Consider the following 26,193-nt stretch of genomic DNA (forward strand, 5'->3'; position numbering starts at 1 on the left):
GAGCAGCTGAGAACAGACAGAGCTCCGCCGGGAACGTCCGCTGGACCGCGACGTGCCGAAGCGGCTCGCAGCCGGGCCGGCGGAGTGGGGGCTTTCGACTCATCTGCTGTATGGCTACTATCGGGCACCAATCGCCTACTTGGGTGATTGTCGTCATGGACGCACCAATCGGTGAGGAGAGTGTCCCGCGCGTGGCTGGATTGGGCAGGTTCGGGCGACGACGAACGGGCACCGTGGGCGACGGGAACGGGTTATCGGGGTCAACCAGCGGCGAGCCGCGGCGACCGGCCGGTGTCCGCCGGCTGCCCTTGCGTACCGTGCTGCTCATTGTCGTGTTCGTGCCGAGCGTGACCTTCACGCCGCTGCTGGCTTCGGGCATGTACCAGCTGGCCACCCAGTGGCGGTCGGAGAAGGCCCAGATGGATCTGGCCACCAATACTGTCGGCAGACCTGCGGCCAACCTGTTCTTCAGCCTTGACCAGGAGCGACGGCTCACCGCGGAGGTACAGGCAGACCCCCGCGGCACCTCCCGCGACAAGCTTGCCAAGCAGCGCGCGGTGACCGACCAGGCCGTGGGCGCCTTCCGTCCCCTGGTTGCCCTGGACGTCACCAACGGACAGGAGGGGCTCACCGACGCCATCGCCCGGACCGAACGCGGCCTCGGCCTCCTCGATCAGCAGCGCGGAGCGGTGGACGCCGGTTGGTCCAACCCGCAGAAGGCGTTCGACTACTACAGCGGCGTCCTTGAGTCAGACCTCGGCGTGTTGACCGCCCTCAGCCACACCGAGCACGGTGAGGTGAACACCAAGGCACAGACCCTGGTCGACCTTTTCTGGGTCGTCGACATGATCGGCCGCGAAGACGCCGTTCTGGCCCGTGGCTGGGAGACGGGGCGCCTGACAAGGGACGAGTACGGCCTCGTCACCGACGCCATCGGCACCAGGGAGCACCTCCTGCGGTCCCGGGTGGTCCCCAGCCTCACAGACGACGAGACCAAGTACAGGACGCTGACGACCAGCAAGGCGTGGGAGACCATGACCGCTCTGGAAGGGCGGCTGGTCACCTCCGAGAGCAGCCAGGTGACGCTGCTCCCCGAGGCCGGCACCGTGTGGCGCTCCTCGGTGGACGCGGTCTCCGGGCAAGTGCTGCAGCTGCTCCGCCTCCGGCTGGAGAACGTCAGCAAGATCGGCTACAGCCACGCCGGCATGCTCTTCACGATCTTCATCAGCGTCACCACCGTGGGCCTGCTCGCCTTGGGCCTGGTGTTCTTCACCAGCTGGCGCCTCACCGCCATTCTCCGCCGGCGCATCCTCCACCTGCGCGAAGACGCCCAGGAGCTTCAGGAGCGGCTGCCCACGGTGGTCGCCCGCCTGGAGCGCGGCGAGGACGTCGACGTGGACGCGGAAGTGCACATGGTCGAGCCCACCCCCGACGAGCTCGGCGAGCTCGGGCAGGCCCTCAACCTGGCCAGCCGCAGCGCTGTCCTCACCGCCGTGCGGCAGGCCGAACAGCACCGTGGCTTCCAGCGCATGCTCCAGCGCATCGCGCGCCGTACCCAGATTCTCATCGGCCTTCAGCTGAAGAAACTGGACGAACTGGAACGCAAGCACGAGGACCCGGAGGTGCTGGAGGGCCTGTTCGACCTGGACCACCTCACGGCCCGGCTGCGCCGCTACGAGGAGAACCTGGTGATCCTCGGCGGCGGGCAGCCGCAGCGCCGCTGGCGGAAGCCGGTACACCTGCTCGACGTACTGCGCGCCGCGCAAGGCGAGGTCCAGGACTACCGGCGGATCACGATCGACGTCGAGGGCGAATCCTGGATAGCCGAGCGCGCGGTGGGACCGCTGGTCCACGTTCTGGCGGAGCTCATGGAGAACGCCACGACCTTCTCCAAGCCGCTGACCCCCGTCGAGGTGCGGGCCGCACAGGTCAGCCGGGGCGTCGCCGTGGAGATCGAGGACCGCGGCCTGGGCATGGAACCCGAGCAGTACGCCGCCGCCAACGCCCTGATGCAGTCGCCGCCGCAGCTCGATGTGATGACACACGCCGACGATGTACGGCTCGGCCTGTACGTGGTCGCCCGGCTCTCCGCGAGCCTGGGCCTCCAGGTGGAACTGCGGTCGTCGGCCTTCGGTGGCACCCGTGTCATCGTCCTGCTCCCGGAACCGCTGGTGGTCGACCACCCCCAAGCGGTACCGGAGCCGGCCGCACTCCCCGATGAGGTCCCCCAGGATGCCGCCGATCCACGGCCTCACGCGCAGGAAAGCCACCCGCTCCACGAGGACGCGCAGTTGCCGACCCGCTCCAGGGGACGCGTGCCGGCAGACATGACAGCACCCGGCGGGGCACGGAATCGGGGCGACGCACCCCCGTCGTCCAGCCGCCGACCGTTGCCCCAGCGGGTACGCCAGGCCAACCTGGTCACCGAGCTCAAGGTCCCGGCGGCCAGGGATGAACGCACCGACCAGGAGACCCGGGTCGTACGTGATCAGCCCAGCCGATCCAGTGCCACGATCGGCGCGTTCCAGAGGCAGTCTCGCAGGCGCCGGACCGGTGACGACGCCGTGCAGGCCCGGCCGAACGGATCCTCAGACTCCAGCTCCCCTACGACGGAAGATCGATGATGACGCAGCGAACCACCGCCACCAACAGAGACCTGGACTGGCTCCTGGACGGTCTGGTCGATCAGGTCGCGGGCGCCCGGCACGCCATCGTGCTGTCCGACGACGGCCTGGTGATCAGCCGGTCCCAGACCATCGAACGCTCGGACGCCGAACGCCTCGCCGCGATCGCCACCGGCCAGCAGAGTCTGGCTCGCGGCGTCGGACAGCTCTTCAGCGGCGGACCGGTCCAGCAAGTCATCATCGAAATGGCCGACCTGTGGCTGTTCGTCACGGCTGCGGGCCGCGGCACCCATCTGGCCGTGGTCGCGTCCCAGGAGGTTGACGCCGAACTGATGGCCGTCGCGATGGACACCCTGATCCAGCAGGTCGGCCAGAAGCTGGGCACCGATGCGCGTTCGCCGCAGGCCGATGATGCGGGGAGACACGAATGAAACACTGGACGGAGGGCTTCGACGACGATGACGCCGATGAGCCTCTTGTCCGTCCCTATACGATCACCGGCGGACGAACCACCTCCGAGCGGGACGACCTCACCCTGATCACCCTGGTGACGGCGATCTCCGAGGTCTCTTCGGCAACCGGACGCGATCTGAGGAGGATGCAGCCGGAGCACCGCAGCATCGTCGCTCTGTGCAAGCGGCCACTGGCAGTGGCCGAAGTCGCCTCCGCACTGGACCTCCCGGTGTCAGTGACCAAGATCCTCATCGGCGATCTGATCGAGATCGGTCAGCTGCGGGCCCGCCCACCGTTGGCCTTCGCTCAGGCCGGCGGCTTTCCTGATATGTCAATCCTTGAGGCGGTGAGGGATGGATTACGCAAGCTCTGACCACGGGGACACTGCTCCCTTGGCAGTGAAGATCCTTATCGCCGGTGGTTTCGGAGTCGGGAAGACCACCCTGGTGGGTGCGGTGAGCGAGGTCGCCCCACTGCGTACGGAGGAGTACCTGACCCATGCCAGCGTCGGCGTCGATGATCTGGAAGGGCTGAGCGGCAAGTCCACCACCACCGTCGCGCTGGACTTCGGACGCATCACCATCAACAGCGAGCTCGTGCTTTACCTGTTCGGCACCCCCGGGCAGGAACGCTTCTGGTTCATGTGGAACGACCTCGTCCAAGGAGCGATGGGCGCGGTCGTCCTGGTCGACACCCGACGGCTGGATGTGAGCTTCGCGTCGATCGACTTCTTCGAGAGCCGCGGCATCCCCTTCGTCGTCGGCGTCAACTGCTTCCACGGTGTCAGGGACCGGACGCAGGAGGAGATCCGCAGGGCGCTCGATCTCGATCCGCAAGTGCCGCTTGTGCTCTGTGACGCCCGTGACCGGGCGGCGGGCCGCGATGTGCTGCTGGCGCTCATCGACCACCTGATGGCCGCCCGGTCCCGCGTCACACCGCACCCCGTGGCCTGACCGGGCCATCAGCTCAGCACCACGATGCCCACGCCGAGGATGAGGTCGAGGACCATGCAGAACTCGGCCATCGATCGCGCCACCACCTGCTTGGCCCGCCAGACAAGCACGTCCTGCACGGCGTGGCCGATCAGCGCCGCCGCCACCAGGAAGCCGCCGGCCTGGGGCGAGAGGGTGAGCGCCAGCAGCGCCGCCCCGCCGAAGACCACCATGGCCGGCACCTGTGCCGCCGTCAGCACCGGCCGGCGTAGCAGCCCGCCCATCAGGCCGATGACGATGAGCGAGATCGCGCCGCCGACCAGACCGGGCCAGGCGTCGATCTCGAGCCTGTCCAGCACCACCCACGCCACGGTGCTGATGATGAAGAGGGCCCAGACCGTGCCAGGCTTGCCGAGCACCGCCGTACCGAGGTAGATGAGCGCTGCCAGGAAGACGACGAACGCCAGGCTGCGGCCGTTCTCCATGTCGAAGAGGCTCAAGGCGGCGAAGGCCAGCCCGAGCAGGGTGGGCCAGCGCTGGGCGACAGCCGGCAGTACGCCCGAAGGCGCGGAAATCTGTGTCATGAACCAAGAGTTGCCGGGGAGCCTCCGGCGGGACAGGTCTTGCGCGCTCGAGGTCCGAAATCTTGGTGACCTGGTCCCCATGCGTGCCTTCGCGAGCGGGCAGCGGACCCTGCCGGTGGCTGGCAGGGCCGTTCGCCCCGTGGGCCCGACGTCACGCCTCTGGCGCTGTCCAGATGCGGCCGCGCAGGTCCATGCCGCGGATCGCCTGGATGCGCCAGGGGTCGAGGCGAAGGACGTGTGCGGGTTGACCGCGAGGTGGGCCGTCTTGACCGGGGTCTTGTACGTGGCCAGCCAGCCGCGCGGCTGCCCGTCCACGGCTTCCCAGACAGGGATGAGGACGCGGGTGCGGGGGCGGTGCTCTGCGTCGACGGTGACCATGGTGGCGTACGCGATGGCGCCGACGAAGGCGTTGAACTCGCTCTCGATCTCCGCGAAGGAGGTCACCGTCAGGGTCATCGCCCCCTCCTCAGGCCGAAGGCGCTGACCACGGCGGCCAGGGCCGCGGCGGCGATGGGGACGGCCAGGGCGGCGCGATAGCCGTCGAGCACGTCGCCCACGCTGCCGTCCGCTGTGGTGGCGACGATGACGGCGGTGCTGGCGGCGAGCCCGAGCGCGGCGCCGAACTGGAAGGAGGTGTACAGCAGCCCACCGGCCAGTCCCTGCTCGCTCTCCTCCACGCCGTCGGTGGCGACGATGGTCAGCGGCCCGTACGCGAGGGCGAACGCCACCCCAAGAATGATCATGGTGGGGAACATGGCGAGGTAGACGGTGTCCAGACCGATCGGCAGGAACAGGACATAGGACAGTACGGCAAACAGCAGTCCGGCCAGGATGACCTTCGGGTTGCCGTAGCGGTTGACCAGCCGGGGCGTGAGGGTGGGGGCGAGGACGGCGTCCGCGCCGATGGCCAGCATGGCCAGGCTGGTCTGCAGCGAGCTCCAGCCGCGCAGCTCCTGCAGATACAGCACTGCGATGAACTGGAACCCGAAAAAGGCGCCGGAGAACAGCAGGCCCGCCAGATTGGCCCGCACCAGCGGCCCGGAGCGCAGGATGCCCAGCCGTACGAGCGGAGCGGCGGACCTGCGCTCGATCACGACGAACAGGGCGACGAGGACGAGCCCCGCGGCGATGATGGCGGCGGTCCATCCCGCATCCGCATGGGCGGCCCGCTCGACGCCGAGCACCAGCAGCATGATGGCGGCGGTGATGGTGACCGCTCCGAGCGCGTCCACCCGCCGATCGCCAGAACGTTCCATCGGGGTGGCGGGGATCAGCGGCAGCGCCAGGAGCAGGATGATCAGGGCCAGTACGGCGGGCGCGAACAGCACCAGCCGCCAGTTCGCGGCCGCCAGCAGGCCGCCCAGCACCAGGCCGAGCGAGAAGCCGCCCGCCGCGGTGCCGGAGTAGACCAGCAGTGCCTGGTTGCGCTGCGGCCCCTCCTCGAAACTGGTGGTGATGATCGACAGCCCGGCCGGCGTCATGACCGCGGCGGCGACGCCCGCCACGAAGCGGGCGGCGATGAGCATCCAGCCCTCGTCGGCCATCCCACCCAGTGCGGAGACGACGAGGAAGATCGCCAGCCAGATCAGGAACATGCGACGGCGGCCGAACAGGTCAGCGGCTCTGCCCCCGACCAGCATGAACCCGCCATAGCCCAGGACGTAGGCACTGATCACCCACTGCAGCTCCCCGGTGGACAGGCCGAGGTCGGCCCGGATGGCGGGCAGCGCCACGTTGAGCATGGCGACGTTGATGCCTTCCAGGAAGATCGCTCCGCACAGGACGAGCAGCATTCCCCAGGCCCGCGGCGTCAGGCGCAAGGACGGCGGCGGTGATTGAACGGTGGTGGACACAGGAAACCTCTCCCATAGTTCTTTTTGGTAACAGAGGAATCTTGCGTGACCGTGGACGACCAGGGAAGACGGCACTTCAAAGGCACCGAGTTACTGCGCGGGAACCGTGAACGACCAAGGCCATACAGTGCTAAAGTGCCGAATGTTGATGTTGGACATGGGATGAAGGGAGGTGAGGTTTGATGACCGCGGTGAAGACCGCTGCCCTGCGCAGCGCCCGGACAATCCTCACGTCCCGGGCCCCGGTCTGACCGACTTCTGCCCTCCTGTCATGAGCTGTTCGGCTCACGGAGTGGATGACGCCTGAGTCCTGCCGGGGTCCCTTCCCGCAAGGTGTCTCACGTTGAACCCTTCCTTTACGGATTCCTCAAATCTGTCCCCGTACGGGTGGACGCCGGCACTCGACGACGTCTTCGCCGACCACCGCAGGGCCGGCCTGGTACCCGCCCGCATCATGCGCGTGCACCGAGGCTCGTGTGATGCGATCACCGAGCACGGCCCGGTCCGGGCCTCCGTGCCGGTGCCGCAGGCCGCCGATCCCCTGGCCGCGCCGTGCACCGGCGACTGGGCGGCGCTGCGCCCCGGCCGAGAGCCCGAGTTGGCGGCCGTGCTCCCCCGGCACAGCGCGATCGTGCGCTCGTCGGCGTCACGTACCTCCCACGGGCAGGTGCTGGCCGCCAACATCGACACGGTCGTCATCGCGGTCTCCCTGACCGCCCCTCTGAACGCCGCCCGCCTGGAGCGCTTCATCGCGCTCGCCTGGAGCAGCGGCGCGCAGCCGCTGATCGTCCTGACCAAGGCCGATCTGGCGGCCGACGCCGCGCACACCGCCGCCGCGCACACCGCCGCCGCGCACACCGCCGCTGCGCACACCGATGTAGACGCCACGCACGCCGAGGTCGGCGCGCTCGCGCCCGGCGTCGGCATCGTGGCCACCAGTGCCGCCACCGGCCACAACATCGACGTCCTGACGGCGCTGCTGGGCGATGGCACCACGGTCCTGCTCGGACCGTCCGGCGCGGGCAAGTCCACGCTCGGCAACGCCCTGCTCGGTGCGGAACTGCTGGGCACCGGCACGGTGCGGGAGCAGGACGGCAAGGGCCGGCACACCACGGTCCGCCGCGAACTGGTCCGCCTGCCCGGCGGCGGTGTGCTCATCGACACTCCGGGTCTGCGCGCGATCAGCCTCCATGACGCCGCAGACAGCCTGGAGCAGGTCTTCGCCGAGATCGAACAGCTCGCCGAAGGCTGCCGCTTCGGCGACTGCGCTCACGACACCGAGCCCGGCTGCGCCGTACAGGCCGCCATCCAGGCAGGTGACCTGGCCGGACGCCGCCTGGACAGCTACCGCAAGCTCCAGCGCGAGAGCGCCTGGCAGGCTTCGCGCACCGACGCCCGGCTGCGCGACGAGCGCGTGAACCGGCAGAAATCCATCACCAGCCACCTCCGCGCCACCTACAGGTTCCGGGACCGGCAGCTGTGAACGCGCACCACGACCCGGACACCACCATAGAAAAGGACTCCAGCACCGTCATGACCACCCCTTGGATCACCCGTACCGAGACCGACGCCGACCGTGACCAGATCCGGGAGGTCAACCTCGCCGCCTTCCCCACCTCGCACGAGGCCGACCTGGTGGAGGCGCTGCGCGCCGACCCGGCGGCCTGGCTGCCCGGCCTGTCGTGGATCACGCAGGAGCCCGACGGCGCCGTCGCCGGGTTCGCGCTGCTCACGCGCTGCCACGTCGACGGCCTCCCCGCCCTCACCCTGGGCCCCTGCGCCGTACGGCCCGAGCACCAGCGCCGTGGCGCCGGTTCAGCGGCCATCCGCGCCGCCCTGGACGCCGCCCGGCAGCAGGGTGAGAACCTCGTCCTCGTGCTCGGCCACGCCGAGTACTACCCGCGCTTCGGCTTCACGCCGGCCTCGCGCCACGCCATCCGGCCGCCGTTCGACGTCGAGGACAAGTACATGATGGCGCTCGTCTTCGACCGCACCCGGCCTGTGCCGTCCGGCACGATCCGCTATCCGGCCGCCTTCGGAGTCTGATCCCGTCGGCCCGTACGGTGGGCGCCTGCCCCAAAGGCGCCCGCCGTACGGGCGACTACAATGTGTTCACCATCAATGACCATGGGTAAGCATGCGGGTGGACAGCTTCTCCCGAGCCGCGACCTGATCTGAGGGGTGGACAATGGCATCCGCCGATCTGCCGACGCCTGACTTCACCTTCGACCCGAATGCGCCCGGGGCGTGTCTCGCCGGGGTCAGGCCGTACCGTACCGGTTCGTTCCGGCTCGACGCCCAGCTGGATTCCGGCAGGTTCGTCGTGCACAATTACGGCCACGGCGGCTGCGGCATCACGTTGAGCTGGGGGTGTGCCGCCAAGGTCAAGGAGATGGTGCAGAAGCGCATCGCCGTGGCGCATGACACGGAGGTCGCGGTGCTCGGCGCCGGGGTCATGGGGATGACCGCCGCCACTTTGCTGCTCGAGCTCGGCCTCAGGGTCACGATCTATTCGGACCGCGACCCGGCCCAGACCACGTCGTTCAAGGCGGGCGGCCACTGGGCCGTGTCCGTCGTCAAGTACGAGGGCAAGGAGAACGAGCTCAAGGACATCCTGAGAACGTCCTACACGACCTTCAAGAACAGCATCGGCCATGGGTTCGGCGTATCCGAGCGCCCCAACTTCACGCCCAAGCCGTCGCCCAATCTCGACGTCGTGGAGCAGCTCGTGCCGGGGCTGCTGCCGGCTCGCGTCCCGCTGACGCGCCTGCCGTTCGAAGGACACACCAAGCCGGGGTTCAAGTATCAGACGTTGCTGGTGGAGCCGCCGATCTTCCTCCCGCGACTGGAAAGCGACCTGAAGGCGCGCGGCGTCATGTTCGTGCATCGGAACTTCACGAGCAAGCAGCACGTGTTCACGTCGCTGACGCAGAAGCTCATCGTCAACTGCACAGGACTCGGCGCGAAGGTGCTGTGGAACGACTCGAAGATGGTTCCCGTCAAGGGGCAGCTCGCGATGCTGCCGGCGCAGCCCGACCTGCAATATCTGTACGGCCAGGACGGCTACATGTTCCCCCGCGCGGACCATGTCGTCATCGGCGGCACCTTCGAAGAGGGCGTGAACAACGAGGTGGCCAGCAAAACGGTGTGCAAGGACCTGGTCAAGCACATTGCCGCGCTCTTCGGCAAGGCGGCGCCCAGGCCGATGCCGGAAATCCACATCCACCACCCGCGCAACACGGCAATGGTCGATCCGGCGATGCCGGCCCGCGTCTGATCCGGGTCCGTGGAAATGGCCTTCACCGTCGCCGACTACATCCTGACGCGACTGAGCCAGCAGCAGGTCAACACGCTTTTCGGCGTGCCGGCCGCCTTCTGCGCGCCGCTGTTCGACGCGGTCGGCCCCCATGGCATCAAATCGGTCGTCACCGCGAGCGATCTGGAGGCCGGTTACGCGGCCGACGGATACGCGCGGACGAAGGGCCTGGGGGCCGTGGCGGTCGCCAACGGGGTCGGCATGTTGAGCATGATCAACGCGATTGCCGGCGCCTTTGTCGAGCGCAGCCCGGTCGTCGTCCTCAATGGCGGCCCGAACGCCGGCAACCTCAACAACTTGACGGACTTCGACGTCCTGTTCTCGCATTCGACCGGGCAGCCCGACACGGACCTGGCCGCGTACAGGCTCGTCACCGCGAGCGCCGCGCGTGCCGGAAAGGCCTCGGAAGTGCCGGCCGTGGTGGACAGCGCGATCGCGACCGCGATCAGGAAGAAGCGGCCGGTCTATGTCGAGATCAACAGGGACATCTGGACTCAGGCCTGCCCGATGCCGGCCGGGCCGCTGCCGCTCGCCATTCCGGCGGCGGGCACGGAGCAGCAGCTCGCGGCCACGATCGTCGGGCTGATCCGCGCCGCGATGTCGCCGGTCATTCTCGTCGGCACCGAGATCCAGCGTTACGGGCTCGCCGGCAAGGTGGCCGAATTGATCGCCAAGCTGGGCGTCCGCTGGTCGACCGCGCTGCTCGCCAAGTCGGTGCTGCCCGAGCAGGGCAACGGCTGGGTCGGGGTCTATGCCCCGCCGCATTCCACCCCTGCCGCCAGGAACGCCGTCGAGCACGCGGATCTGCTCGTGATGCTCGGCTGCGTGTTCCCCAGCAACTACGCGACGCTGGTGACGACCGGCGGCAACCGCATCGTCTCGGCCTATGACGGCAAGGTGAAGATCAAGGGCGGTCCCAAGCAGAACGCGGAGATCGGCGCTCTTGTGTCGGCGCTCGTCACCGAGGCGGCGAAAGCGCCACCGAAGCCGGTGCCCGCCGCGGTGGATCCGCCCGCTCCCGCGCCGCCCACAGGCCCGCTGACCTACCGCCAGGTTTTCGAGCGCATAGGCGCCGCGCTGGACGACTCCTGGCTCGTGGTTCCCGATACGTTCCTGGGCGTCGCCTCGGCCGCGAACCTGCCGGTGAAGGGGCGCGACTCGTTCATGTGCGGCGCCGTGTGGGCCTCGATCGGGCATTCCGTGGCCGCCGCGGTCGGCGCGTCGTTCGGGTCGAGCAGGCGGCCCCTGGTCATCTGCGGCGACGGCGGTTTCCACATGACCGCGCAGGCGCTCTCCACTCTCGCGCGGTACGCCCGCGACCCGGTCGTCGTGGTCATCGACAACGGCATCTACGCCTTCGAACAGTTCCTCATCGACGACGCGTACTTCGGCAATCCGAGCGCGCAGCCGAGGCCGTACGTGGTGCTCAATCGGTGGGACTTCGTCACATTCGCCAACGGGCTCGGCGTGCAGTCCGCCCAGTCGGTCAACACCGCGGCGGCCTTCGATCAGGCCCTCGCCACGGCGAAGGCGTCCGGCGCCCCGGCCCTGATCGTCGCGAAGGTCGATCCGCACGGCCTCCCGGCCGAGCTCTCCTAGAGCACGCCGAGCTCCCCGAGCGGCGTGCGCCAGTAGTCCTTGTCGAGAGGCCTGCTCTGGAGCATGGCCTCCGTGTCGGCACGGGTGCCGTGAAGTGCCTTGCGTCGAGGTAACGGGTGGACATCCGCGGCGCCGTTCTGTCACCATCTTTCACATGATCGTGAGAAAGGACGACGCCACCCTGATCCGGTGAGCGATCCGGTGCAGCGGGAAGCTGCCACCATCCGCGAGCAATGGCTGGGCCAGGCGCTTTCGACGCTGCCCGCCGACCGTCCGGCCGCAGAGGCCGCCATCTCGGCCCTGTACCGCCTGATCGGGCTCCCTCCACCCCGCTTCCGCTGGGTCGCGTCACCCGCCGCGGCCCTGACGACCGTCCCGCCAGGGGCGCGAGCCCGCGAATCAGTGGAGCGCATGGCCGCGTGGCCGGCGCGCGGCCGGCTCGAGGCGCTGGTGCGTGAGCTGTTCAGGGAGCTCGACGCGCGGATCCGGCCGGCGCGACAGCCCATCGACCGGCTCATCCACCACCAGGTTCAGTTTCCGCTGAACCGCTCGATCTCCGCCACCCTCGTCCCGCCGCTGCGGGCGGCGCACAACGGGCCGTTCCATGAGAGCTTGTACTGGCACCAGCACATTGCCTGGATCGCCCGCTACGACGCCCTGCGACAGGTGGCCGGTGTCGCTTTCACCGGCCCTCAGCTGGAGCGGCTCGGGCTCTGGGCGGCCGCCGCCGTGTCGTGCGGCTGGTGGTGGCCCAGGGAGAGCGTCTGCGTCGTCTCCGAGCGGCCGGTCGCCGTGCACACCGAGGTGTGGGGCGACGCCGGCGAGGTGCGGCTGCACCGCACCGACGGACCGGCGGTGCGCTACGCGGACGGCTGGGACCTGCACTCCTGGCACGGTACGCAGGTGCCGCCCTGGGTGATCACGGACCCGGACGTCCGGCGCATCGCGGACGAGGCCAACGTGGAGGTCAGGCGGTGCGCGATCGAGCGCCTCGGCTGGACCACCTACATCGAGCGGGCCGGGCTCCGGCTCGTGGCCTCCGCGCCCGACCCCGGCAATCCCGGCTCCGAGCTGCGCCTCTACGACATGCGCAGGGGCACCAGAGTGCTCCTCGCGGTCAACGGGTCCGTCGAACGCGACGGACGCCGCCGGCGGTACGGGCTGACCGTGCCGGCCTTCCTCGACGACCCGATCGACGCCGCCGGCTGGACCTACGGGCTGTCCGCCGCGCAGTACTCCCGACTTCTCCGCCGAACCTGAGGTGAACGCCATGACTGTGACTCTCGCCACCCTGACCCAGCAGACCGGACTCGCCGTGCTCGACCATCTCGAGCAGTCGGCACGCATCCCCGTCGTCGACGGCCTCCAGGCCCAGGGCGACCTCATCGTGATCCCCCACGCGATCGTCGCCGCATCGGTAGGGACCTGGCGCGACGCCCGCTGGCAGCCCGTCCCCCCGGAGGGCGTCGAACTCCTGCGCGGCGCGGCCGGCGGCAACCCCCACACGCTCGTCGCCGACCCGGGCACCTGCGTCTGGACGACCCAGGTGTCCGACTCGGACGGGCTGGCGATCGGCATGTTCGAGGCGTCGTCCGCCGTCTACCTGCTGCATCCCGAGCATGGAGGTACGGGCTGCGCGCCGGGCACGTACGTCGTGCGGCGGCAGCGCGAGCACGAGGGCCACCGGAGCCGCCTCGTGGCGGACTGAGCGGGCTGAGCGGACCGAGCGGGCCGATCAGAGCCCGTGCGCCTCCGCCAGCAGCTCGGCCGAGCGCAGCGCCGCCTTCCTGTCAGGCGCGGAGAAGGCCACGATCAGCTCGTCGGCCCCGGCGTGCTCGGCGAACCGGTCGACATAGTCCTTGACCTCGGCCGGATCGCCGACCGCCGAGTATTTTGCCATCTGCACGATCTGCCGCCCCGCCGGAGACTCGAGGATCATGTCCGCCTCCTCCGGCGTGAACGTGCGCCCCCGCCCCAGGAACCTGCTCACCCGCAGCCGCTTCGAGGCCAGGAACTGCTCCTGCGCCTCCTCCGACGTCTCCGCCGCGATCACGTTGAGCGCGGCGATGACGTACGGCCGGTCGAGCTGCACGGACGGCTTGAAGTCGCGCCGGTAGAGCGCCACGGCCTCCTCCAGCGCGGTGGGCGCGAAGTGGGAGGCGAACGCGTACGGGAGCCCCAGCGCGGCGGCGAGCTGGGCCCCGAACAGCGAGGAGCCGAGGATGTACAGCGGCACGTCCGTGCCCTTGCCCGGCGTGGCGTCCACACCGGGGATGCGGGACTCGCCCCTGAGGTAGCCCTGCAGCTCCAGAACGTCCTCCGGGAACGAGTCCGCGGACGACGGGGTGCGCCGCAGGGCGCGCAGGGTCTGCTGGTCGCTGCCCGGCGCCCGGCCGAGGCCGAGGTCGATGCGTCCGGGGTGCAGGGTTTCGAGGGTGCCGAACTGCTCGGCGATGGTGAGCGGGGAGTGGTTCGGGAGCATGACGCCGCCCGACCCGAGGCGGATCGTCCGGGTGTGGGCGGCGATGTGGGCGATGAGCACGCTGGTCGCCGAGGAGGCGATGCTCGGCATGTTGTGGTGCTCGGCGTACCAGACCCGCCGGTAGCCCAGCTCCTCCGCTCGCTGGGCGAGGGCCACGCTGGCGGCGAGACTGTCGGCTGCCGTCTCCTCCTCACCGATGACCGCCAGATCAAGGATGGACAGCGGCAGTGCCATGAGTACGCGCCTTTCCCCGAGGGTGTCGACCTGGCACTCTGCAACAGCCGCGAAGGCGCCGTTATTTCGCCGGTGGGCCCCTTGACCGGGGCCCACCGGGTTCTCAGGAGGCCGTGCAGGTCACCGGAGCGGGGGTGCCGTTCTGGCCGTTCCAGTTGCCCAGGAAGCCGAATGTGGTGGTGGCGCCGGCAGCCAGGCTGCCGTTGTGGCCGGCGTTCGTGACGGTGACGGGGTTGCTGCCGGCCAGGGTGCCGTTCCAGAGCTGAGTGATCGTCTGCCCGTTGGGGAACGTCCAGCCGACCTTCCAGCCGGAGATGGCAGACGAGCCGGCCTTCACCGTGACCTCACCCTGGAAGCCTCCCTGCCACTGGCCCGTCACCTTGTAGGTGGCCGTGCAGCCTCCGGGACCCGGGGTGGGGGTCACGGTGGGGGTGACCGTCGGCGTCACGGTGGGGGTCACAGTGGGCTGGGGCGCGGCCATGGCCAGGTCGTACGCCCGCTGCGGCACGAACTGCCCGGCCGGCGCGATGCACCCGTCGGACTCGCCCGGCGGCTTGACCCAGAGGAAGGCGGCGATCGCCGGGTCACCCGTGTTGGTGGTGCTCCAGGTGCCCGTCGCGCGGCCCGCCGGGTCGCACCACTCGCTGCCCTGCGGCCCGTTGCCGTTGCGGCTGGTGTCGATGACCGCCTTCAGCCTGGACACGCCGGTCGCCGCGATGACGCTCTTGGCGTACGACGCCAGTCCGGGCGTGGAGCGGTAGTTGGAGGTGTTGACCGCGATGCCGTCGGCGCTGTTGGCCACGTCGGCCCCGCCCAGCCTGGAGGCGGCCTCCGAGGGGGACAGCCACGCGTCGTGGCCGATGTCGAAGTACACCTTGACCTGGGACGACGTTCCCCTAAACTTCTTGCCGGCGTAGGCCATGGACGCCTTGACCTCGGCCTGCTGCGCGGAGCTCATGCAGTTCGTCATGATGGCCAGCGCGTCGGGCTCCAGCACGATCGTGGCGGGCCGGCCGCCGAGACCGGCCGCGATCTGGTCGATCCAGGCCCGGTACGACGCGTGGTCCGGCGCGCCGCCCGCGCTCGCGCCGCCGCAGTCGCGGTTCGGCATGTCGTACACGACCATGATGGGGATCTTGCCTGCCGCGGCGGCCGCGCCGACGTACGCGTTGACCTCGCCGCGCACGGTGGAGGGGTTGTACGACGCGAACCACCTGCCCTGGGGCACGGCGGCGATCCGGTCCCTGATCACCGGGGTACGGCTGTCGTTGGGGTTCGCGGCGACCCACTTGGCCGCGTTGGTCTGTGGATCCACGTAGAAAGCGGAGTCGGCGGCCGCGGCGGTGGTGGTCGAGGAGAGGACAACCGAGCCCGCCACGGCCATGGCGGCCGTCGCGAGGAGCACCGCCAGCACGGGCCTTCTGCGAGACATGAAATTCACTCCATCCGTCATGCGGAAAGCTGTGGGAGCGCTCCCACCGCATTTGGATGGTAGGTAGCCGTCCCAGTCCGCCGAAAGACATCCGACGGCTGCGCGCGGCATCCCCCAGGCCAGGGCCGCCTAGGAAGGTGAAACTTTCAAGCACGCCTCGAAGACCGCGGTCAGGCGGTCGACGTCGGCCGGGGTGGGCGTCTCGGGGCCGATGCGGCGGCGCATGGCGCCGACGCCGAGGAAGACCGCCGTGGCCATGCGGGCCCTGGCGTGTGCGTCCGGGCCTTCCAGACGCTCCTCCAACGGGTGGAGCACGGCAGTGAGCAGGCGTTCCCGGGCCACCGCCTGAACCTCGGGGTGGCCCGCCGAGCGCTCCAGCGTGCGCAGGATCGGGCTCTCCGGCGGGTGCTCCATGCGCTCGGCCGCGTATTCGGCCAGCCGCCGCGGCAGGCTCTCGGGGTCGCCGCCGAACAGGTCGCTGAAGGCCGGCTCGCCGTCGAGAACCGCGCCGAAGAGTCCGGCCTTGGAGCCGAAGTAGCGCCCCACCAGGGCGATGTTGGCGTCCGCGGCCGCCGCGATCATCCGAACGGTCACCCGCTCGTATCCGTGCTCCCCGAACAGCGTGCGGGCCGCACGCAAGATCCTTTCGCGGGTGGCCTCGCGGCCGCGTGGCCGGGCGTCCGTCACCTGGGCGTCCATGCTCGCACTCTACTCAACGGACCCCCACTTGCCGCGCGGCTAGTAAACGCGCGTATACTCACGTGGAGTAAAGCTGTAGTAAGGGATGTGGTGTAGTGGTTGCGCAGGCTCAGGCCGCACCCCCCGCGAGGCGGCAGTACACCCACCGCGAAATCCTCGAGGTCATGTCCGGGCTCATGCTCGCGATGCTCACGTCGATGATCTCGACTTCGGTGGTGGGCACGGCGCTGCCGACGATCGTGGGGGAACTCGGCGGTCAGGATCAGTACTCATGGGTCGCCTCGGCGACCATGCTGACGATGACGGTCTCCACGCCGTTGTGGGGCAAGCTGTCCGACCTGTTCGGGCGCAAGCTCCTCTTCCAGACGGCCCTGGGGCTGTTCGTGGCGGCCTCGCTGGTGGCCGGTCTCTCCCAGGACATCGGTCAGCTCATCGCGGCGCGGGCCGTGCAGGGTCTTGGCGTGGGTGGTTTGTCGGCACTCGCGCAGGTGATCCTGGGGGACATCGTCTCGCCCCGCGAGCGCGGCCGTTACTCGGGCTACATGGGTGCGGTCTTCGGGATCTCCACGGTCGCGGGTCCGCTGCTCGGCGGGTTCCTGGTGGACACCGACTGGCTGGGCTGGCGCTCGTGCTTCTACGTCGTGGTGCCCTTCGCGGTGGTGGCCTTCATCGTGATCCAGAAGGTGCTGAAGCTGCCGAAGGTCAAGCGGAGCACCTCCATCGACATCTGGGGCGCGACCACGATCACGGCCAGCGCGAGCTCGCTCATGCTGCTGCTGACGCTGGGCGGCGTGGAGTTCGAGTGGAACTCGTTCTGGACGTACTTCCTGGCGGCGCTCTGCCTGCTCATGCTGGCCCTGGCGGTGGTGTCGGAGCGGACGGCGCGTAACCCGATCCTGCCGCCGCGCCTGTTCCGCAACCGCACGTTCGTGCTCACCAGCCTCGCCTCGCTGTTCGTCGGCATGGCGATGTTCGGCGCGATGATCTACCTGCCGCAGTACCTGCAGATCGTCAAGGGGCTCAGCCCGACCAAGTCCGGCCTGATGACGCTGCCCATGGTGGTGGCGCTGTTCCTGGCGGGCGTGATCTCCGGGAAGATCGTCACACAGACGGGCAAGTGGAAGATCTTCCCGGTCGCGGGCCTGCTGATCGTGGCCGTCGGGCTGTTCCTGCTCTCCAAGCTCCACGTCGACTCCAGCGAGTGGCTCATCGGCTTCGACGTGGCGGTGCTGGGCATCGGGCTCGGCCTGTCCATGCAGATGCTCATCCTGGCCGCCCAGAACGGCTCGGAGCTGCGTGACATGGCCTCGACCACGTCCGGCGTGTCGTTCTTCCGCTCGCTGGGTGGCGCCGTCGGTGTGGCGGCGTTCGGCGCGATCCTGACGAACCGCCTCAAGGACGAGATGGCCGACATGCTCAGGGCCGCGCACATCGCGCTGCCCGGCGGCGGGAACGTCAAGCTCGGCAGCCCTGGAGCCATCCAGCACCTGCCCGAGCCGATCAAGAACATCGTGCTGGAGGCGTTCACCCGGGGCCTGGAGACGGTGTTCCTGGTGGGCGTGCCCATCGCCCTGATCGGGTTCGTGGCCACGGTCTTCCTCAAGGAACTGCCGCTGCGCGGCTCCTCGACGCCGCCCCCGGCGCCGAAGCCGCTCAGCAAGGACGACCTCGTCCTCGCCGGACTGCTGCTCGAGCTCATCGCCCAGCGCGTCGAGCGCACCAACGGCGAACGCTCCGCGCTGCTCAGCGCGGTCGCCAAGATGGCGCCGCCGGACGGCCGAACCGAACGTGAGCGGGCCAGGTCGGTCGCGAACAGCGTGCTGCGACCCACCTCGCGCGCCCTGATCGCCCAGGCCGCGCCCCCGCAGAAAGACCTCGTAACAGGAGGAATCTCACAATGATTCGCAAGTTTGTGGGCACCGTCGCGGCTGCCCTGGCCGTGCTGGCCGGGCTGTGGCTGATGATCGCCCCCTTCGTGCTCGGCACCCAGCCGGAGGACGCCGACTGGACGAACGCCACCCAGTCCGAGTTCTTCAGCGGCCTGGGCGTGGCCGTCGTGGGGCTGATCGGCGCGATCTGCTTCGTGGCGGCGATCTACGAGGAGCTCGTGGCGCGGGGCCTGGTGGTCGTACGTCAGCGCCGGCCCGAGCCGGAGCCCGAGCCCGTGCCGGCGGCGCCCCAGGCGTCGTCCGCCGAGCTGGCGACCCTGCTGGCGCCGCTCGTCGAGGCGCTGCGCGAGGACCTCAACAACTCGGGTGAGCACCGCCGCAACGGCAAGGCTCCCCTGGTCGGAGTGGAGGAGAACCGATGAAGGCAAAGCTGGGCGTCTCCGCCCTCGTCCTGCTGTTCCTGGCCGGCCTGTGGCTGGTCGCCGCGCCGTTCGCGGTCGGTTATCAGGACAGGGGCGCCCCCTACGTGGACGCGACGATCAACGACCTGTGGCTCGGCGGCGCGCTCGCCGGGATCTCGTTCGTGACCCTGGTGATCTACGCGGCCGACGCCCTGCGCGAGCTGGCCCGCCGCGACGTGCTTGTTGCCGAGCAGCGCTCGGAAAGCCGTGATGGACGTCCCCGCTTCGCTGCGGGTCCAGCACGGCACTCCGACGCCTGACGCGGGACATGCCGTGTTCGGCGGTGACACCGACCCCGCGCGGGAGCCTCTGACCGGCAGGCTCCCCGCAGGGGAGTTCGAGATCGGCAAGGACGGCGCCGGCCTGCTCGTGGTGGGCTTCGACGGATCGGGCCCGAGCCGCAACGCGCTCGCGTACGCGGCCGGGCTCGCCCGGAGGGACCACGCCGCCCTGCTCGTCGCCTTCGTGGAATCGCTCAACAGCGCCGCCCTGTGGTTCTTCGCCGGGTCGCCGATCATCCCCGACCCGGCGGGCGACCTGAGCGAGGACCTGCGGGACGAGCTGAAGGGCTCGGGCGTGCCGTGGCAGTTCGTCAGCCTGCGCGGTGACGCGGCGCGCGAGCTGGAGACGCTGGCCGGCGCGTACATGGCCGACGCCATCGTGGTGGGGCGCTCGCGCTCCAGGTGGAACGGCTCGGTGGCGGTCGGGCTGGCGAAAAGGGCTCGCCATACCGTGCTGATAGTACCTTGAGCTGCTTGAACGTCGCATATTGTGGCGAGATGAAACGTGCTGCCGCCATGGCGTTCGTGGTGCTCGCCTCCGTTTCGTGCGGGACGCGGGCGCCTGCCGTCACCGGCTCCTCATCGACGGTGCCCGCGCCCGCGCCCGCGCAACAGCCTGCCGAGTCGGCCACGCCCACACCCACGCCCAGCTCGACGGCCCCGCCGGCGTTCAGGGCCAAGGTCACGCAGGTCTCCCGCGACCGCCTGCCGTACTCGTGGCGTCCCGGCTGCCCGGTCAGCTACCGCGACCTGCGGCTGATCACGATGACGTACTGGGGCTTCGACGACAAGCCGCACACCGGCGAGCTGGTGGTGCGGAAGACGGTCACCGACGACATCGTGACGGTCTTCAGGAAGCTGTACGGCTGGCGCTGGCCGATCCAGCAGATGAAGCTGGTGGACGCGTTCAAGGCCGACGACTTCGCCTCCATCGAGGCCAACAACACATCGGCGTTCAACTGCCGCCAGGCGACCGGGTCAAGTCACTGGTCGAAGCACGCGTACGGGGAAGCGATAGACGTCAACCCGCTCATTAACCCATACATCACTGCAAGTGGCGAAACAGCGCACAAAGCGTCCAAGAAGTTCACAAAGCGCCCCATGAAGGGGAAGGGCGTAATAAATCCTGGCGACAAGGTGGTAAAGGCCTTCTCTCAGGTCGGCTGGGAGTGGGGCGGCTATTGGTCGGGCGCCAAGGATCTGCAGCATTTCAGCAAGGGTGGAGGCTGAGAGAATCACTCCATGGCGGCTAAGGACGGCGACGGCTGGACCGAGTGCTCCCAGGGCCACCGGCACTGGGGCCTGCACGGCGCCTCCGGGCTCCTCGTCGTCCACCATGACGACCGCGGCGTGCCGTACGTGCTCATGCAGAAGCGCTCCTGGTGGAGCCATCACGGCGGCACGTGGGGGCTTCCGGGAGGGGCGCGCGACAGCCACGAGGACGCTGTCACCACGGCGCTGCGCGAGGCCCGTGAAGAGGCCGCGCTCGCCGGCGACGGGCTGCGCGTGCAGGGCGTCTATCTAGACGATCACGGCGGGTGGGCGTTCGAGACGGTGATCGCCGAGTCGGCCGAACTGCTGGCCGCGGTGCCCGCCAACAGTGAGAGCAGCGAGCTGCGCTGGCTGCCGCTGCCGGAGATCTCCGACCGGCGGCTGCATCCCGGCTTCGCCGCCACCTGGGACGAGATCCAAGGGGAGATCAGGCCGGAGACCATCGTGCTCGACGTGGCCAACATCGTGGGCGCGCGGGCCGAGCACGGCTGGTGGCGGGACCGGCTCGGGGCGGCGACGCGGCTGCTCGAGGACGTGTCGAGGCTGCGCCTGACGCATCCCGTGCTGGCGCAGTGGTACCCGCGCGTCGTCGCCGTCGTGGAGGGCGCGGCCAGGAGCGCGCCGGCCGTGCCGGGGATCCAGGTGGTCGGGGCCACGGGGAGCGGGGACGACGCGATCGTGGACGTGGTGCGGCAGGCCAAACCGTGGGAACGCGTGCTCGTCGTCACCGCGGATCGCGGGCTGCGGGATCGCGTGCACGAGCTGGGCGCCGAGATCGTCGGCCCGAAGTGGCTGCTGTCACAGCTCGGCGGGTGACCCCCGCAGGCCCTTCACCGCTCCGCGCGGAGCACGTCGTCGAAGGCGGCCTTGAGGCCCGTCACGTCGAGCACCCGCTGCAGCACCCCGTGCACGCCGACCAGGCATAAGGAGCCGGCGCGCGCGGCGACCCGGCGCTGGTGCTCCACCAGCGCCCACAGGCCGCTCGAATCGCAGAACTCCAGCTCCCCGGCGTCGATGACGACCCTCACCCGCCCCTCGGCGAGCAGCTTGACCAGGCAGTCCTTGAGCTGCGGCGCGGTGAGCTTGTCCAGGTCACCGTCGAGGCGGACGAGCGTCGCCGCGTCGCCGCGCTCCACCTCAACGTTGAGATCCGCCACCTCCTGAACGTACACCGCTGTCACCGCAGCCGCTATCGTGGTTTCCGCACAGGAGGGTTCGCATAGTGGACGAGTGCAGCCGCCTTGAAAGCGGCCAGGTCAGCGATGGCCTCGTGGGTTCGAATCCCACACCCTCCGCTCACTTGGGTGCGAAGCCGTCGCCCACATAGGCGGCGAGCTGCAGGAAGGCCTCCCTGGTCGGCTCCTCTAGCCGGTCGAGGTCGATCTCCGCGCCCTCCTCCAGATGCGGGTCGTACGGCACCCGGATCACCGCGCGGCACCTGGCGGCGAAGTGGGCCTCCAGCTTTTTGACGTCGACCGCCGACTTCGAGCGCGGCCGGACGCTGCACAGCACCACGGTCGCGTTCTTCACCAGGTCGGCGTAGTGGTGCGCCTCCAGCCAGTCGAGCGTCGCCGAGGCGGCCCTGGCGCCGTCCACGGACGGGGAGCTGACCAGCACGATCTGGTCGGCCAGCCCGAGCACACCGCCCATCGCCGAGTGGAGCAGGCCGGTGCCGCAGTCGGTGATGCAGATCGAGTAGAAGTTCTCCAGCACCTGGGAGACGGCCTGGTAGTCGGCGCCGCTGAACGCCTCGGAGACCGACGGGTCGCGGTCGGAGGCGAGCACCTCGAGGCGTGAGGGCGCCTGCGAGGTGAACGCCCTGATGTCGACGTAGCGCTTGACCTGGTCGCGCTCGTTGAGCAGGTCGCGCACGGTGGCCGAGGTCTCCAGGACCAGCTTGTCGGACAGGGTGCCCCTGTCGGGGTTGGCGTCCACGGCGATGACGCGGTCGCCGCGGATCGAGGCCAGGGTGGCGCCGAGCCCGACCGTGGTCGTGGTCTTGCCCACGCCGCCCTTCAGGCTCAGCACGGCCACACGGTGGTGGCCGGCGGTGACCGGCGTGCGGGCCCTGGTCAGCAGCTCGCGGCGGCGGCGTACCTCCGGGGGCTCGCCGGGCTTGATCCAGCCTCCCGACGCCTTGTAGACGAGGCGGCGCCAGCCCTTGGAGGGGGCATTACGCCGTCCGCGTATCAGGGACTCCGGGTCCAGGCTGTCCGCGGTGGGACGCCCGGTGACCGGGGGCCGCGGCGAGGCGGTGAACACCGGGATCGGGGCCGGGCGGCGGTGCCGCTGGGGAGGCGGCGGGATCTCGCGCTCGGCGGGTCGCCACTCGTGCTGCTGAGGACGTTCGGGCTCGTGGGCCGGCTCCTCCCGTTCCTCCCGTTGGAGGGGCTCCGTCCACGACGGCTTGGTCGGCTCCGCCCACGAGTGCCGTTCCTCGGGCTCGGCGTGCTGGGGACGCTCGTCCTGCGCGGAGCTGTCCCGCCACTGAGGAGGCTGGATCGTCGGGAGGGTGTCGGACGGCTCCGTCCACTGCGGGCGCTCGTTCTTCGGCGAGGTGTCGGCCCAGGCGGCCTCTTCCTCATCGTCGTCCTCCTCGGCGGGCTCCTCCTCGGCTTCGGCGGCGGACGCCTCCGGCTCCTCGGGGGCGGGCTCGGGGGCGCGCGCCCACTCGGGCACCGTCGACCAGGACGTGTCCTCCTCCTCGCCGGCGACCTGCTTGGGGACCTCGGGCGGGGTGAACGACAGCGTGTACGTGTCGGTGTCGTCAGGGCGCGGCAACGGCTTCAGCGGAGCGTGGAACGGGTCGTCCTCCACGCTCGGCGCCGCCGGCTCCTTCGTCGCCGCGCGGGCCGTGCCGAGCCACTCGGCCGCCTCGGTCTCTCCCTCGGGGAGGTCCTCGGCCGCCTCGGCGCCGTACACGGAGTCGACGGCCGCGCGGAACAGCGGTGGCGTCGGCGTGTCCTGCTGTGCCGGGACCAGCCGCCACGGGTCCTGGGGGTACGGCGAGGCGATCGGCTCGTCAGGAACAGCCGTCGAGGCGCTGACAGAAACGGGAGACTCCTCCGTCTCCTTGATCGCGTCGAGCCAGGCCAGCTGTTCCTCTAGCGATTCCTCTCGATCGTGTCTTGCCACCGTGTTCCCCCTCGGGTGGGTCTAAAGGGGCAGCAAATACCTTGCAGGTTAACGCCATAGGCCACCGCGGAGCTCGGCAACCCACAACTTCTTTGCCCGGCTACCGTAGTTCGCATGCGAGCCATTGAGATCGCCGAGCCGGGCGGACCCGAGGTGCTGGAGTGGCGCGAGGTGCCGGAGCCGCGTGTCGAGCCCGGCGACGTGCTCATCGACGTGGCCGCCTCGGCGGTCAACCGGGCCGATGTCATACAGAGGCAAGGATTTTACGATCCGCCCCCCGGCGCGCCGCCCTACCCCGGGCTGGAGGTCTCCGGCGTGGTGGCCGAGGTCGGCTCGGACGTCGAGCACTTCAAGCCGGGTGACGAGGTGTGCGCCCTGCTCGGAGGCGGCGGTTACGCTGAGCGCGTAGCCGTGCCCTGGCAGCAGGTCATGCCGGTGCCTGACGGGGTGCCGCTGGTGGAGGCCGCCGGGCTGCCGGAGGTGGCGTGCACGGTGTGGTCCAACGTCTTCATGGTCGGGCGGCTGCGCAGGGGCGAGACGCTCCTCGTGCACGGCGGCGCCAGCGGGATCGGCACGTTCGCGGTGCAGCTGGCCAAGGCGCTCGGCTCGTACGTCGTCGCGACCGTCGGCAGCGCGGCCAAGGGAGAGCGGGTCAGGGAGCTCGGCGCGGACGAGGTCGTCAACTACCGCGAGGAGGACTTCGCCGACAAGGTGCAGGCCGACGTGATCCTCGACATCATGGGGGCGAAATACCTGGCGGGAAACGTCCGCGCGCTGCGCACCGGCGGCCGGCTGGTGATCATCGGGCTGCAGGGCGGCCGCAAGGCCGAGCTCGACCTGGGGACGCTGCTCGCCAAGCGCGCCGCCGTCCACGGCACGACGCTCCGCTCGCGTTCCGCAGACGAGAAGGGCGCCATCGTCCGTAGTGTCGTGGAGAATGTCTGGCCCCTGGTCGGCGCGGGAGCGGTGCGCCCTGTGGTGCACGCGGAAGTGCCGATGCGGGATGCCGCTCAAGCGCACCGAATGTTGGATTCGGGGGAGCACGTCGGCAAGATCCTGCTAGTACGGTGAGTGTTATGAATGCTGAGGACAACAACACCCCCCACATCGTGGTGGTGGGCCCTGACTTCCAAGGTCAGGGCGATAGCGGTGAAGATGATCGATCGGTCACGAACCTGGTCGAGCAGCCCGCCAAGGTGATGCGCATCGGCAGCATGATCAGGCAGCTCCTCGACGAGGTCCGTGCGGCTCCCCTCGACGAGGCCAGCCGCAAGCGGTTGAAGGAGATCCACGAGTCCTCCATCAAGGAGCTCGAGGACGGCCTGGCACCGGAGTTGGTCGACGAGCTGGAGCGCCTGTCGCTGCCGTTCACGGAGGAGAACGGCGCGCCACCGAGCGAGGCGGAGCTGCGCATCGCGCATGCCCAGCTGGTCGGTTGGCTCGAAGGGTTGTTCCACGGCATCCAGACCACGCTGTTCGCGCAGCAGATGGCCGCCCGTGCCCAGTTGGAGCAGATGCGCAGAGCGCTGCCCGGCGTGCCGCAGGGCGATGACCAGCACCGGCCGCCCGGCGGGTCAGGCCCCTACCTGTAGGGGGAGCCGGGCTACCGGTAGCGGCGCAAGCGCCTGCTATCGGTAGCTGCTGAACGCAGCTACCGATAGAGCCGCTCGATCACCTGGGCGACGCCGTCCTCGTCGTTGGCCGCGGTCACATGGTCGACCGCCGCCAGCACGTCGGGATGCGCGTTCGCGACCGCGTACGACGTGCCTGCCCAGCTCAGCATGGGCAGGTCGTTCGGCATGTCACCGAACGCGATCGACTCCGAGGGCTTGATCTCGTGCTGCCCGGCGAAGGCCGCCAGGGCCGACGCCTTCGTCACGCCCTGAGCGCTCATCTCGATCAGGCCCCTGCGGCTGGAGTGGGTCGCGGTCACCAGATGGCCGACCAGCTCGTGCACGGCGGCCTGCAACTCGTCCGGGCCCATGACGGGGTGCAGGGCGAGCAGCTTCACGCATGGACGCATGGTCACGGAGTCGACACGTACCGCTCGGGCCTCCTTGTCCAGGCCGCCGAGCAGGAAATCGGACTCATGCGCAAAACCCACTTCATACTCGACCGAAAATGCGAGATCGGACACGTTCGCTCTTAGCTGATCCACGACTTCCTGGAGCACGTCCACCGTGATCAGGTGAGATTCCACTATCCGTTCGGTATGAAGATCGTAGATCAGCGCCCCGTTCGCACAGATTGCGAGCCCACGGTGACGTACGGCACCCGCGACCTCACCCATCCACCGGGGCGGCCGCCCCGTCACGAACACGAGCATGGCTCCCGATTCCTCGACTTTGCCGAAGGCAGCAGCCGTGCGGGGAGACACGGTTCCGTCGGTGCGCAACGCGGTCCCGTCGAGGTCGGTGGCCACTAGGCGGGGTGTGGGAAGGCTCTGCATAACAGGTTCCAGTTTGCCCGGTGATGCCGTCTGACAGAAATCTTTGTAGGTACGGGAACACCAACGCTCCAGAATGGTGTTAGATGTGATGGCGTTGTATTAGCTGATCCCGTAGTGAAAACCAGCATGACTTTGTCTGAGCCACCCCGGGTGCTTGCTGTACGACACACCGGGACCCACGAGGTGTGGGTCCCATAGATTCACATCCTGAGGGAGAGCTTTTATGGCTCAGGGAACCGTCAAGTGGTTCAACGCTGAGAAGGGCTTCGGCTTCATCGCCCCGGACGGCGGTGCGCCGGACGTGTTCGTGCACTTCTCTGAGATCGTCGGCAACGGCTACCGCAGCCTTGAAGACGGCCAGCGGGTCGAGTTCGAGATCACGCAGGGCCAGAAGGGGCCGCAGGCCTCTCAGGTCCGAGCCATCTGACCTGTAGCAGCTAGAGAGGCCGGGGTTCGCTTCCAGCGGGCCTCGGTCTTTTGCTTGTTCCAGGTTGGTCA

The 26,193-nt window shown here is 69.3% G+C and carries 27 protein-coding genes and 1 tRNA gene; 20 read left to right on the forward strand and 8 right to left on the reverse strand.

Annotated elements, in window-relative coordinates; all coding sequences use genetic code 11:
• Positions 1-317: 317 nt before the first annotated feature.
• From ABD830_RS40310 to ABD830_RS40325, 4 genes are read left to right on the forward strand one after another with little or no spacing between them, the layout of a single operon-like run.
• A complete protein-coding gene (locus tag ABD830_RS40310) occupies positions 318-2,624 on the forward strand; it encodes a sensor histidine kinase (protein ID WP_344999308.1) in 2,307 nt (768 codons plus the stop codon).
• Positions 2,624-3,055, forward strand: coding sequence for a roadblock/LC7 domain-containing protein (locus ABD830_RS40315; protein WP_345002228.1), 432 nt, complete (start codon positions 2,624-2,626; stop codon positions 3,053-3,055). The genes ABD830_RS40310 and ABD830_RS40315 overlap by 1 nt, the downstream gene beginning before the upstream one ends.
• On the forward strand, positions 3,052-3,450 hold the full coding sequence (locus ABD830_RS40320; RefSeq protein ID WP_344999311.1) for a DUF742 domain-containing protein: 399 nt from the start codon (positions 3,052-3,054) through the stop codon (positions 3,448-3,450). The genes ABD830_RS40315 and ABD830_RS40320 overlap by 4 nt, the downstream gene beginning before the upstream one ends.
• The gene (locus tag ABD830_RS40325) at positions 3,431-4,030 is read left to right on the forward strand and encodes a GTP-binding protein (protein WP_344999313.1); all 600 of its coding nucleotides are present in this window, start codon (positions 3,431-3,433) and stop codon (positions 4,028-4,030) included. The genes ABD830_RS40320 and ABD830_RS40325 overlap by 20 nt, the downstream gene beginning before the upstream one ends.
• Positions 4,031-4,038: 8 nt before the next feature.
• Here the strand turns inward: ABD830_RS40325 and ABD830_RS40330 are convergent, their stop codons facing one another.
• Both ABD830_RS40330 and ABD830_RS40335 read right to left on the reverse strand, forming a co-directional pair.
• The gene (locus tag ABD830_RS40330; RefSeq protein ID WP_344999315.1) at positions 4,039-5,049 is read right to left on the reverse strand and encodes a pyridoxamine 5'-phosphate oxidase family protein; all 1,011 of its coding nucleotides are present in this window, start codon (positions 5,047-5,049) and stop codon (positions 4,039-4,041) included.
• Complete coding sequence (locus ABD830_RS40335) at positions 5,046-6,446, reverse strand: MFS transporter (protein WP_344999317.1); 1,401 nt, start codon at positions 6,444-6,446, stop codon at positions 5,046-5,048. The genes ABD830_RS40330 and ABD830_RS40335 overlap by 4 nt, the downstream gene beginning before the upstream one ends.
• A gap of 343 nt (positions 6,447-6,789) precedes the next feature.
• On the opposite strand from ABD830_RS40335, the gene rsgA reads away from it, so the two are divergent.
• From rsgA to ABD830_RS40365, 6 genes are all read left to right on the forward strand, one after another.
• Positions 6,790-7,929 carry a ribosome small subunit-dependent GTPase A gene (gene rsgA, locus ABD830_RS40340; RefSeq protein ID WP_344999319.1) on the forward strand — a complete coding sequence of 380 codons (1,140 nt, stop codon included), beginning with the start codon at positions 6,790-6,792 and terminating at the stop codon, positions 7,927-7,929.
• A 50-nt stretch (positions 7,930-7,979) separates the two neighbouring features.
• The gene (locus tag ABD830_RS40345; RefSeq protein ID WP_345002229.1) at positions 7,980-8,492 is read left to right on the forward strand and encodes a GNAT family N-acetyltransferase; all 513 of its coding nucleotides are present in this window, start codon (positions 7,980-7,982) and stop codon (positions 8,490-8,492) included.
• Between the two features lie 142 nt (positions 8,493-8,634).
• Positions 8,635-9,723 carry an FAD-dependent oxidoreductase gene (locus ABD830_RS40350; protein ID WP_344999321.1) on the forward strand — a complete coding sequence of 363 codons (1,089 nt, stop codon included), beginning with the start codon at positions 8,635-8,637 and terminating at the stop codon, positions 9,721-9,723.
• Positions 9,724-9,738: 15 nt separating this feature from the next.
• The gene (locus ABD830_RS40355; protein ID WP_345002230.1) at positions 9,739-11,361 is read left to right on the forward strand and encodes a thiamine pyrophosphate-binding protein; all 1,623 of its coding nucleotides are present in this window, start codon (positions 9,739-9,741) and stop codon (positions 11,359-11,361) included.
• 189 nt (positions 11,362-11,550) lie between these two features.
• Entirely contained in the window at positions 11,551-12,621 is a 1,071-nt protein-coding gene (locus tag ABD830_RS40360) for a DUF6745 domain-containing protein (protein WP_344999323.1), read from the forward strand.
• Positions 12,622-12,631: 10 nt separating this feature from the next.
• Complete coding sequence (locus ABD830_RS40365) at positions 12,632-13,069, forward strand: hypothetical protein (protein ID WP_344999325.1); 438 nt, start codon at positions 12,632-12,634, stop codon at positions 13,067-13,069.
• Between the two features lie 27 nt (positions 13,070-13,096).
• Here ABD830_RS40365 and ABD830_RS40370 read toward each other — a convergent pair whose 3' ends face one another.
• From ABD830_RS40370 to ABD830_RS40380, 3 genes are all read right to left on the reverse strand, one after another.
• A complete protein-coding gene (locus ABD830_RS40370) occupies positions 13,097-14,077 on the reverse strand; it encodes an LLM class flavin-dependent oxidoreductase (RefSeq protein ID WP_344999327.1) in 981 nt (326 codons plus the stop codon).
• Between the two features lie 103 nt (positions 14,078-14,180).
• The gene (locus ABD830_RS40375) at positions 14,181-15,509 is read right to left on the reverse strand and encodes a glycoside hydrolase family 6 protein (protein WP_344999329.1); all 1,329 of its coding nucleotides are present in this window, start codon (positions 15,507-15,509) and stop codon (positions 14,181-14,183) included.
• Positions 15,510-15,638: 129 nt separating this feature from the next.
• The gene (locus ABD830_RS40380; RefSeq protein ID WP_344999331.1) at positions 15,639-16,208 is read right to left on the reverse strand and encodes a TetR/AcrR family transcriptional regulator; all 570 of its coding nucleotides are present in this window, start codon (positions 16,206-16,208) and stop codon (positions 15,639-15,641) included.
• A gap of 95 nt (positions 16,209-16,303) precedes the next feature.
• Here ABD830_RS40380 and ABD830_RS40385 point away from each other — a divergent pair, with 95 nt between their 5' ends.
• The 6 genes from ABD830_RS40385 to ABD830_RS40410 are packed head-to-tail and all read left to right on the forward strand — an operon-like array spanning position 16,304 to position 20,927.
• A complete protein-coding gene (locus ABD830_RS40385) occupies positions 16,304-18,109 on the forward strand; it encodes an MDR family MFS transporter (protein WP_344999333.1) in 1,806 nt (601 codons plus the stop codon).
• Positions 18,106-18,519, forward strand: coding sequence for a hypothetical protein (locus ABD830_RS40390; RefSeq protein WP_344999335.1), 414 nt, complete (start codon positions 18,106-18,108; stop codon positions 18,517-18,519). The genes ABD830_RS40385 and ABD830_RS40390 overlap by 4 nt, the downstream gene beginning before the upstream one ends.
• Positions 18,516-18,818 (forward strand): hypothetical protein, encoded by a 303-nt coding sequence (locus ABD830_RS40395; protein ID WP_344999337.1) that lies wholly within the window; start codon positions 18,516-18,518, stop codon positions 18,816-18,818. Before ABD830_RS40390 ends, ABD830_RS40395 begins: the two co-directional genes overlap by 4 nt.
• Positions 18,769-19,308: a universal stress protein gene (locus ABD830_RS40400; protein ID WP_344999339.1), complete on the forward strand. Its 540-nt coding sequence runs from the start codon at positions 18,769-18,771 to the stop codon at positions 19,306-19,308. The genes ABD830_RS40395 and ABD830_RS40400 overlap by 50 nt, the downstream gene beginning before the upstream one ends.
• 29 nt (positions 19,309-19,337) lie before the next feature.
• Positions 19,338-20,069 carry a M15 family metallopeptidase gene (locus ABD830_RS40405; protein ID WP_344999341.1) on the forward strand — a complete coding sequence of 244 codons (732 nt, stop codon included), beginning with the start codon at positions 19,338-19,340 and terminating at the stop codon, positions 20,067-20,069.
• Between the two features lie 12 nt (positions 20,070-20,081).
• Positions 20,082-20,927, forward strand: a complete 846-nt coding sequence (locus ABD830_RS40410) for an NUDIX hydrolase (protein ID WP_344999343.1) — start codon at positions 20,082-20,084, stop codon at positions 20,925-20,927.
• A gap of 14 nt (positions 20,928-20,941) precedes the next feature.
• On the opposite strand, the gene ABD830_RS40415 is transcribed toward ABD830_RS40410, so the two are convergent.
• Entirely contained in the window at positions 20,942-21,268 is a 327-nt protein-coding gene (locus tag ABD830_RS40415) for an STAS domain-containing protein (protein WP_344999345.1), read from the reverse strand.
• A 51-nt stretch (positions 21,269-21,319) separates the two neighbouring features.
• Here ABD830_RS40415 and ABD830_RS40420 point away from each other — a divergent pair.
• Positions 21,320-21,406 (forward strand) — tRNA-Ser (locus tag ABD830_RS40420).
• A gap of 1 nt (position 21,407) precedes the next feature.
• Here ABD830_RS40420 and ABD830_RS40425 read toward each other — a convergent pair.
• The gene (locus tag ABD830_RS40425) at positions 21,408-23,246 is read right to left on the reverse strand and encodes a MinD/ParA family ATP-binding protein (RefSeq protein ID WP_344999347.1); all 1,839 of its coding nucleotides are present in this window, start codon (positions 23,244-23,246) and stop codon (positions 21,408-21,410) included.
• A gap of 114 nt (positions 23,247-23,360) precedes the next feature.
• Between ABD830_RS40425 and ABD830_RS40430 the strand changes: the two genes are divergently transcribed.
• A complete protein-coding gene (locus ABD830_RS40430) occupies positions 23,361-24,317 on the forward strand; it encodes an NAD(P)H-quinone oxidoreductase (RefSeq protein ID WP_344999349.1) in 957 nt (318 codons plus the stop codon).
• A 5-nt stretch (positions 24,318-24,322) separates the two neighbouring features.
• Positions 24,323-24,838, forward strand: a complete 516-nt coding sequence (locus ABD830_RS40435) for a bacterial proteasome activator family protein (RefSeq protein WP_344999351.1) — start codon at positions 24,323-24,325, stop codon at positions 24,836-24,838.
• A 59-nt stretch (positions 24,839-24,897) separates the two neighbouring features.
• On the opposite strand, the gene ABD830_RS40440 is transcribed toward ABD830_RS40435, so the two are convergent.
• Entirely contained in the window at positions 24,898-25,668 is a 771-nt protein-coding gene (locus ABD830_RS40440; RefSeq protein ID WP_344999353.1) for an HAD family hydrolase, read from the reverse strand.
• Between the two features lie 250 nt (positions 25,669-25,918).
• Between ABD830_RS40440 and ABD830_RS40445 the strand changes: the two genes are divergently transcribed.
• Entirely contained in the window at positions 25,919-26,122 is a 204-nt protein-coding gene (locus ABD830_RS40445) for a cold-shock protein (protein ID WP_043619750.1), read from the forward strand.
• Positions 26,123-26,193: the final 71 nt, after the last annotated feature.

It is taken from the genome of Nonomuraea helvata (genome assembly GCF_039535785.1).
Taxonomy (GTDB): domain Bacteria; phylum Actinomycetota; class Actinomycetes; order Streptosporangiales; family Streptosporangiaceae; genus Nonomuraea; species Nonomuraea helvata.

What these genes read in the sequence shown, in the direction of transcription:
- ABD830_RS40445 (WP_043619750.1), top strand. Translation starts at nt 25,919, where the DNA reads ATGGCTCAGGGAACCGTCAAGTGGTTCAACGCTGAGAAGGGCTTCGGC.
- ABD830_RS40395 (WP_344999337.1), top strand. Translation starts at nt 18,516, where the DNA reads ATGAAGGCAAAGCTGGGCGTCTCCGCCCTCGTCCTGCTGTTCCTGGCC.
- ABD830_RS40380 (WP_344999331.1), bottom strand. Translation starts at nt 16,208, where the DNA reads ATGGACGCCCAGGTGACGGACGCCCGGCCACGCGGCCGCGAGGCCACC.
- ABD830_RS40365 (WP_344999325.1), top strand. Translation starts at nt 12,632, where the DNA reads ATGACTGTGACTCTCGCCACCCTGACCCAGCAGACCGGACTCGCCGTG.
- ABD830_RS40320 (WP_344999311.1), top strand. Translation starts at nt 3,052, where the DNA reads ATGAAACACTGGACGGAGGGCTTCGACGACGATGACGCCGATGAGCCT.
- ABD830_RS40350 (WP_344999321.1), top strand. Translation starts at nt 8,635, where the DNA reads ATGGCATCCGCCGATCTGCCGACGCCTGACTTCACCTTCGACCCGAAT.
- ABD830_RS40370 (WP_344999327.1), bottom strand. Translation starts at nt 14,077, where the DNA reads ATGGCACTGCCGCTGTCCATCCTTGATCTGGCGGTCATCGGTGAGGAG.
- ABD830_RS40345 (WP_345002229.1), top strand. Translation starts at nt 7,980, where the DNA reads ATGACCACCCCTTGGATCACCCGTACCGAGACCGACGCCGACCGTGAC.
- ABD830_RS40430 (WP_344999349.1), top strand. Translation starts at nt 23,361, where the DNA reads ATGCGAGCCATTGAGATCGCCGAGCCGGGCGGACCCGAGGTGCTGGAG.
- ABD830_RS40400 (WP_344999339.1), top strand. Translation starts at nt 18,769, where the DNA reads ATGGACGTCCCCGCTTCGCTGCGGGTCCAGCACGGCACTCCGACGCCT.
- ABD830_RS40405 (WP_344999341.1), top strand. Translation starts at nt 19,338, where the DNA reads ATGAAACGTGCTGCCGCCATGGCGTTCGTGGTGCTCGCCTCCGTTTCG.
- ABD830_RS40355 (WP_345002230.1), top strand. Translation starts at nt 9,739, where the DNA reads ATGGCCTTCACCGTCGCCGACTACATCCTGACGCGACTGAGCCAGCAG.
- ABD830_RS40325 (WP_344999313.1), top strand. Translation starts at nt 3,431, where the DNA reads ATGGATTACGCAAGCTCTGACCACGGGGACACTGCTCCCTTGGCAGTG.
- ABD830_RS40410 (WP_344999343.1), top strand. Translation starts at nt 20,082, where the DNA reads ATGGCGGCTAAGGACGGCGACGGCTGGACCGAGTGCTCCCAGGGCCAC.
- ABD830_RS40435 (WP_344999351.1), top strand. Translation starts at nt 24,323, where the DNA reads ATGAATGCTGAGGACAACAACACCCCCCACATCGTGGTGGTGGGCCCT.
- ABD830_RS40375 (WP_344999329.1), bottom strand. Translation starts at nt 15,509, where the DNA reads ATGTCTCGCAGAAGGCCCGTGCTGGCGGTGCTCCTCGCGACGGCCGCC.
- ABD830_RS40390 (WP_344999335.1), top strand. Translation starts at nt 18,106, where the DNA reads ATGATTCGCAAGTTTGTGGGCACCGTCGCGGCTGCCCTGGCCGTGCTG.
- ABD830_RS40315 (WP_345002228.1), top strand. Translation starts at nt 2,624, where the DNA reads ATGACGCAGCGAACCACCGCCACCAACAGAGACCTGGACTGGCTCCTG.
- ABD830_RS40330 (WP_344999315.1), bottom strand. Translation starts at nt 5,049, where the DNA reads ATGACCCTGACGGTGACCTCCTTCGCGGAGATCGAGAGCGAGTTCAAC.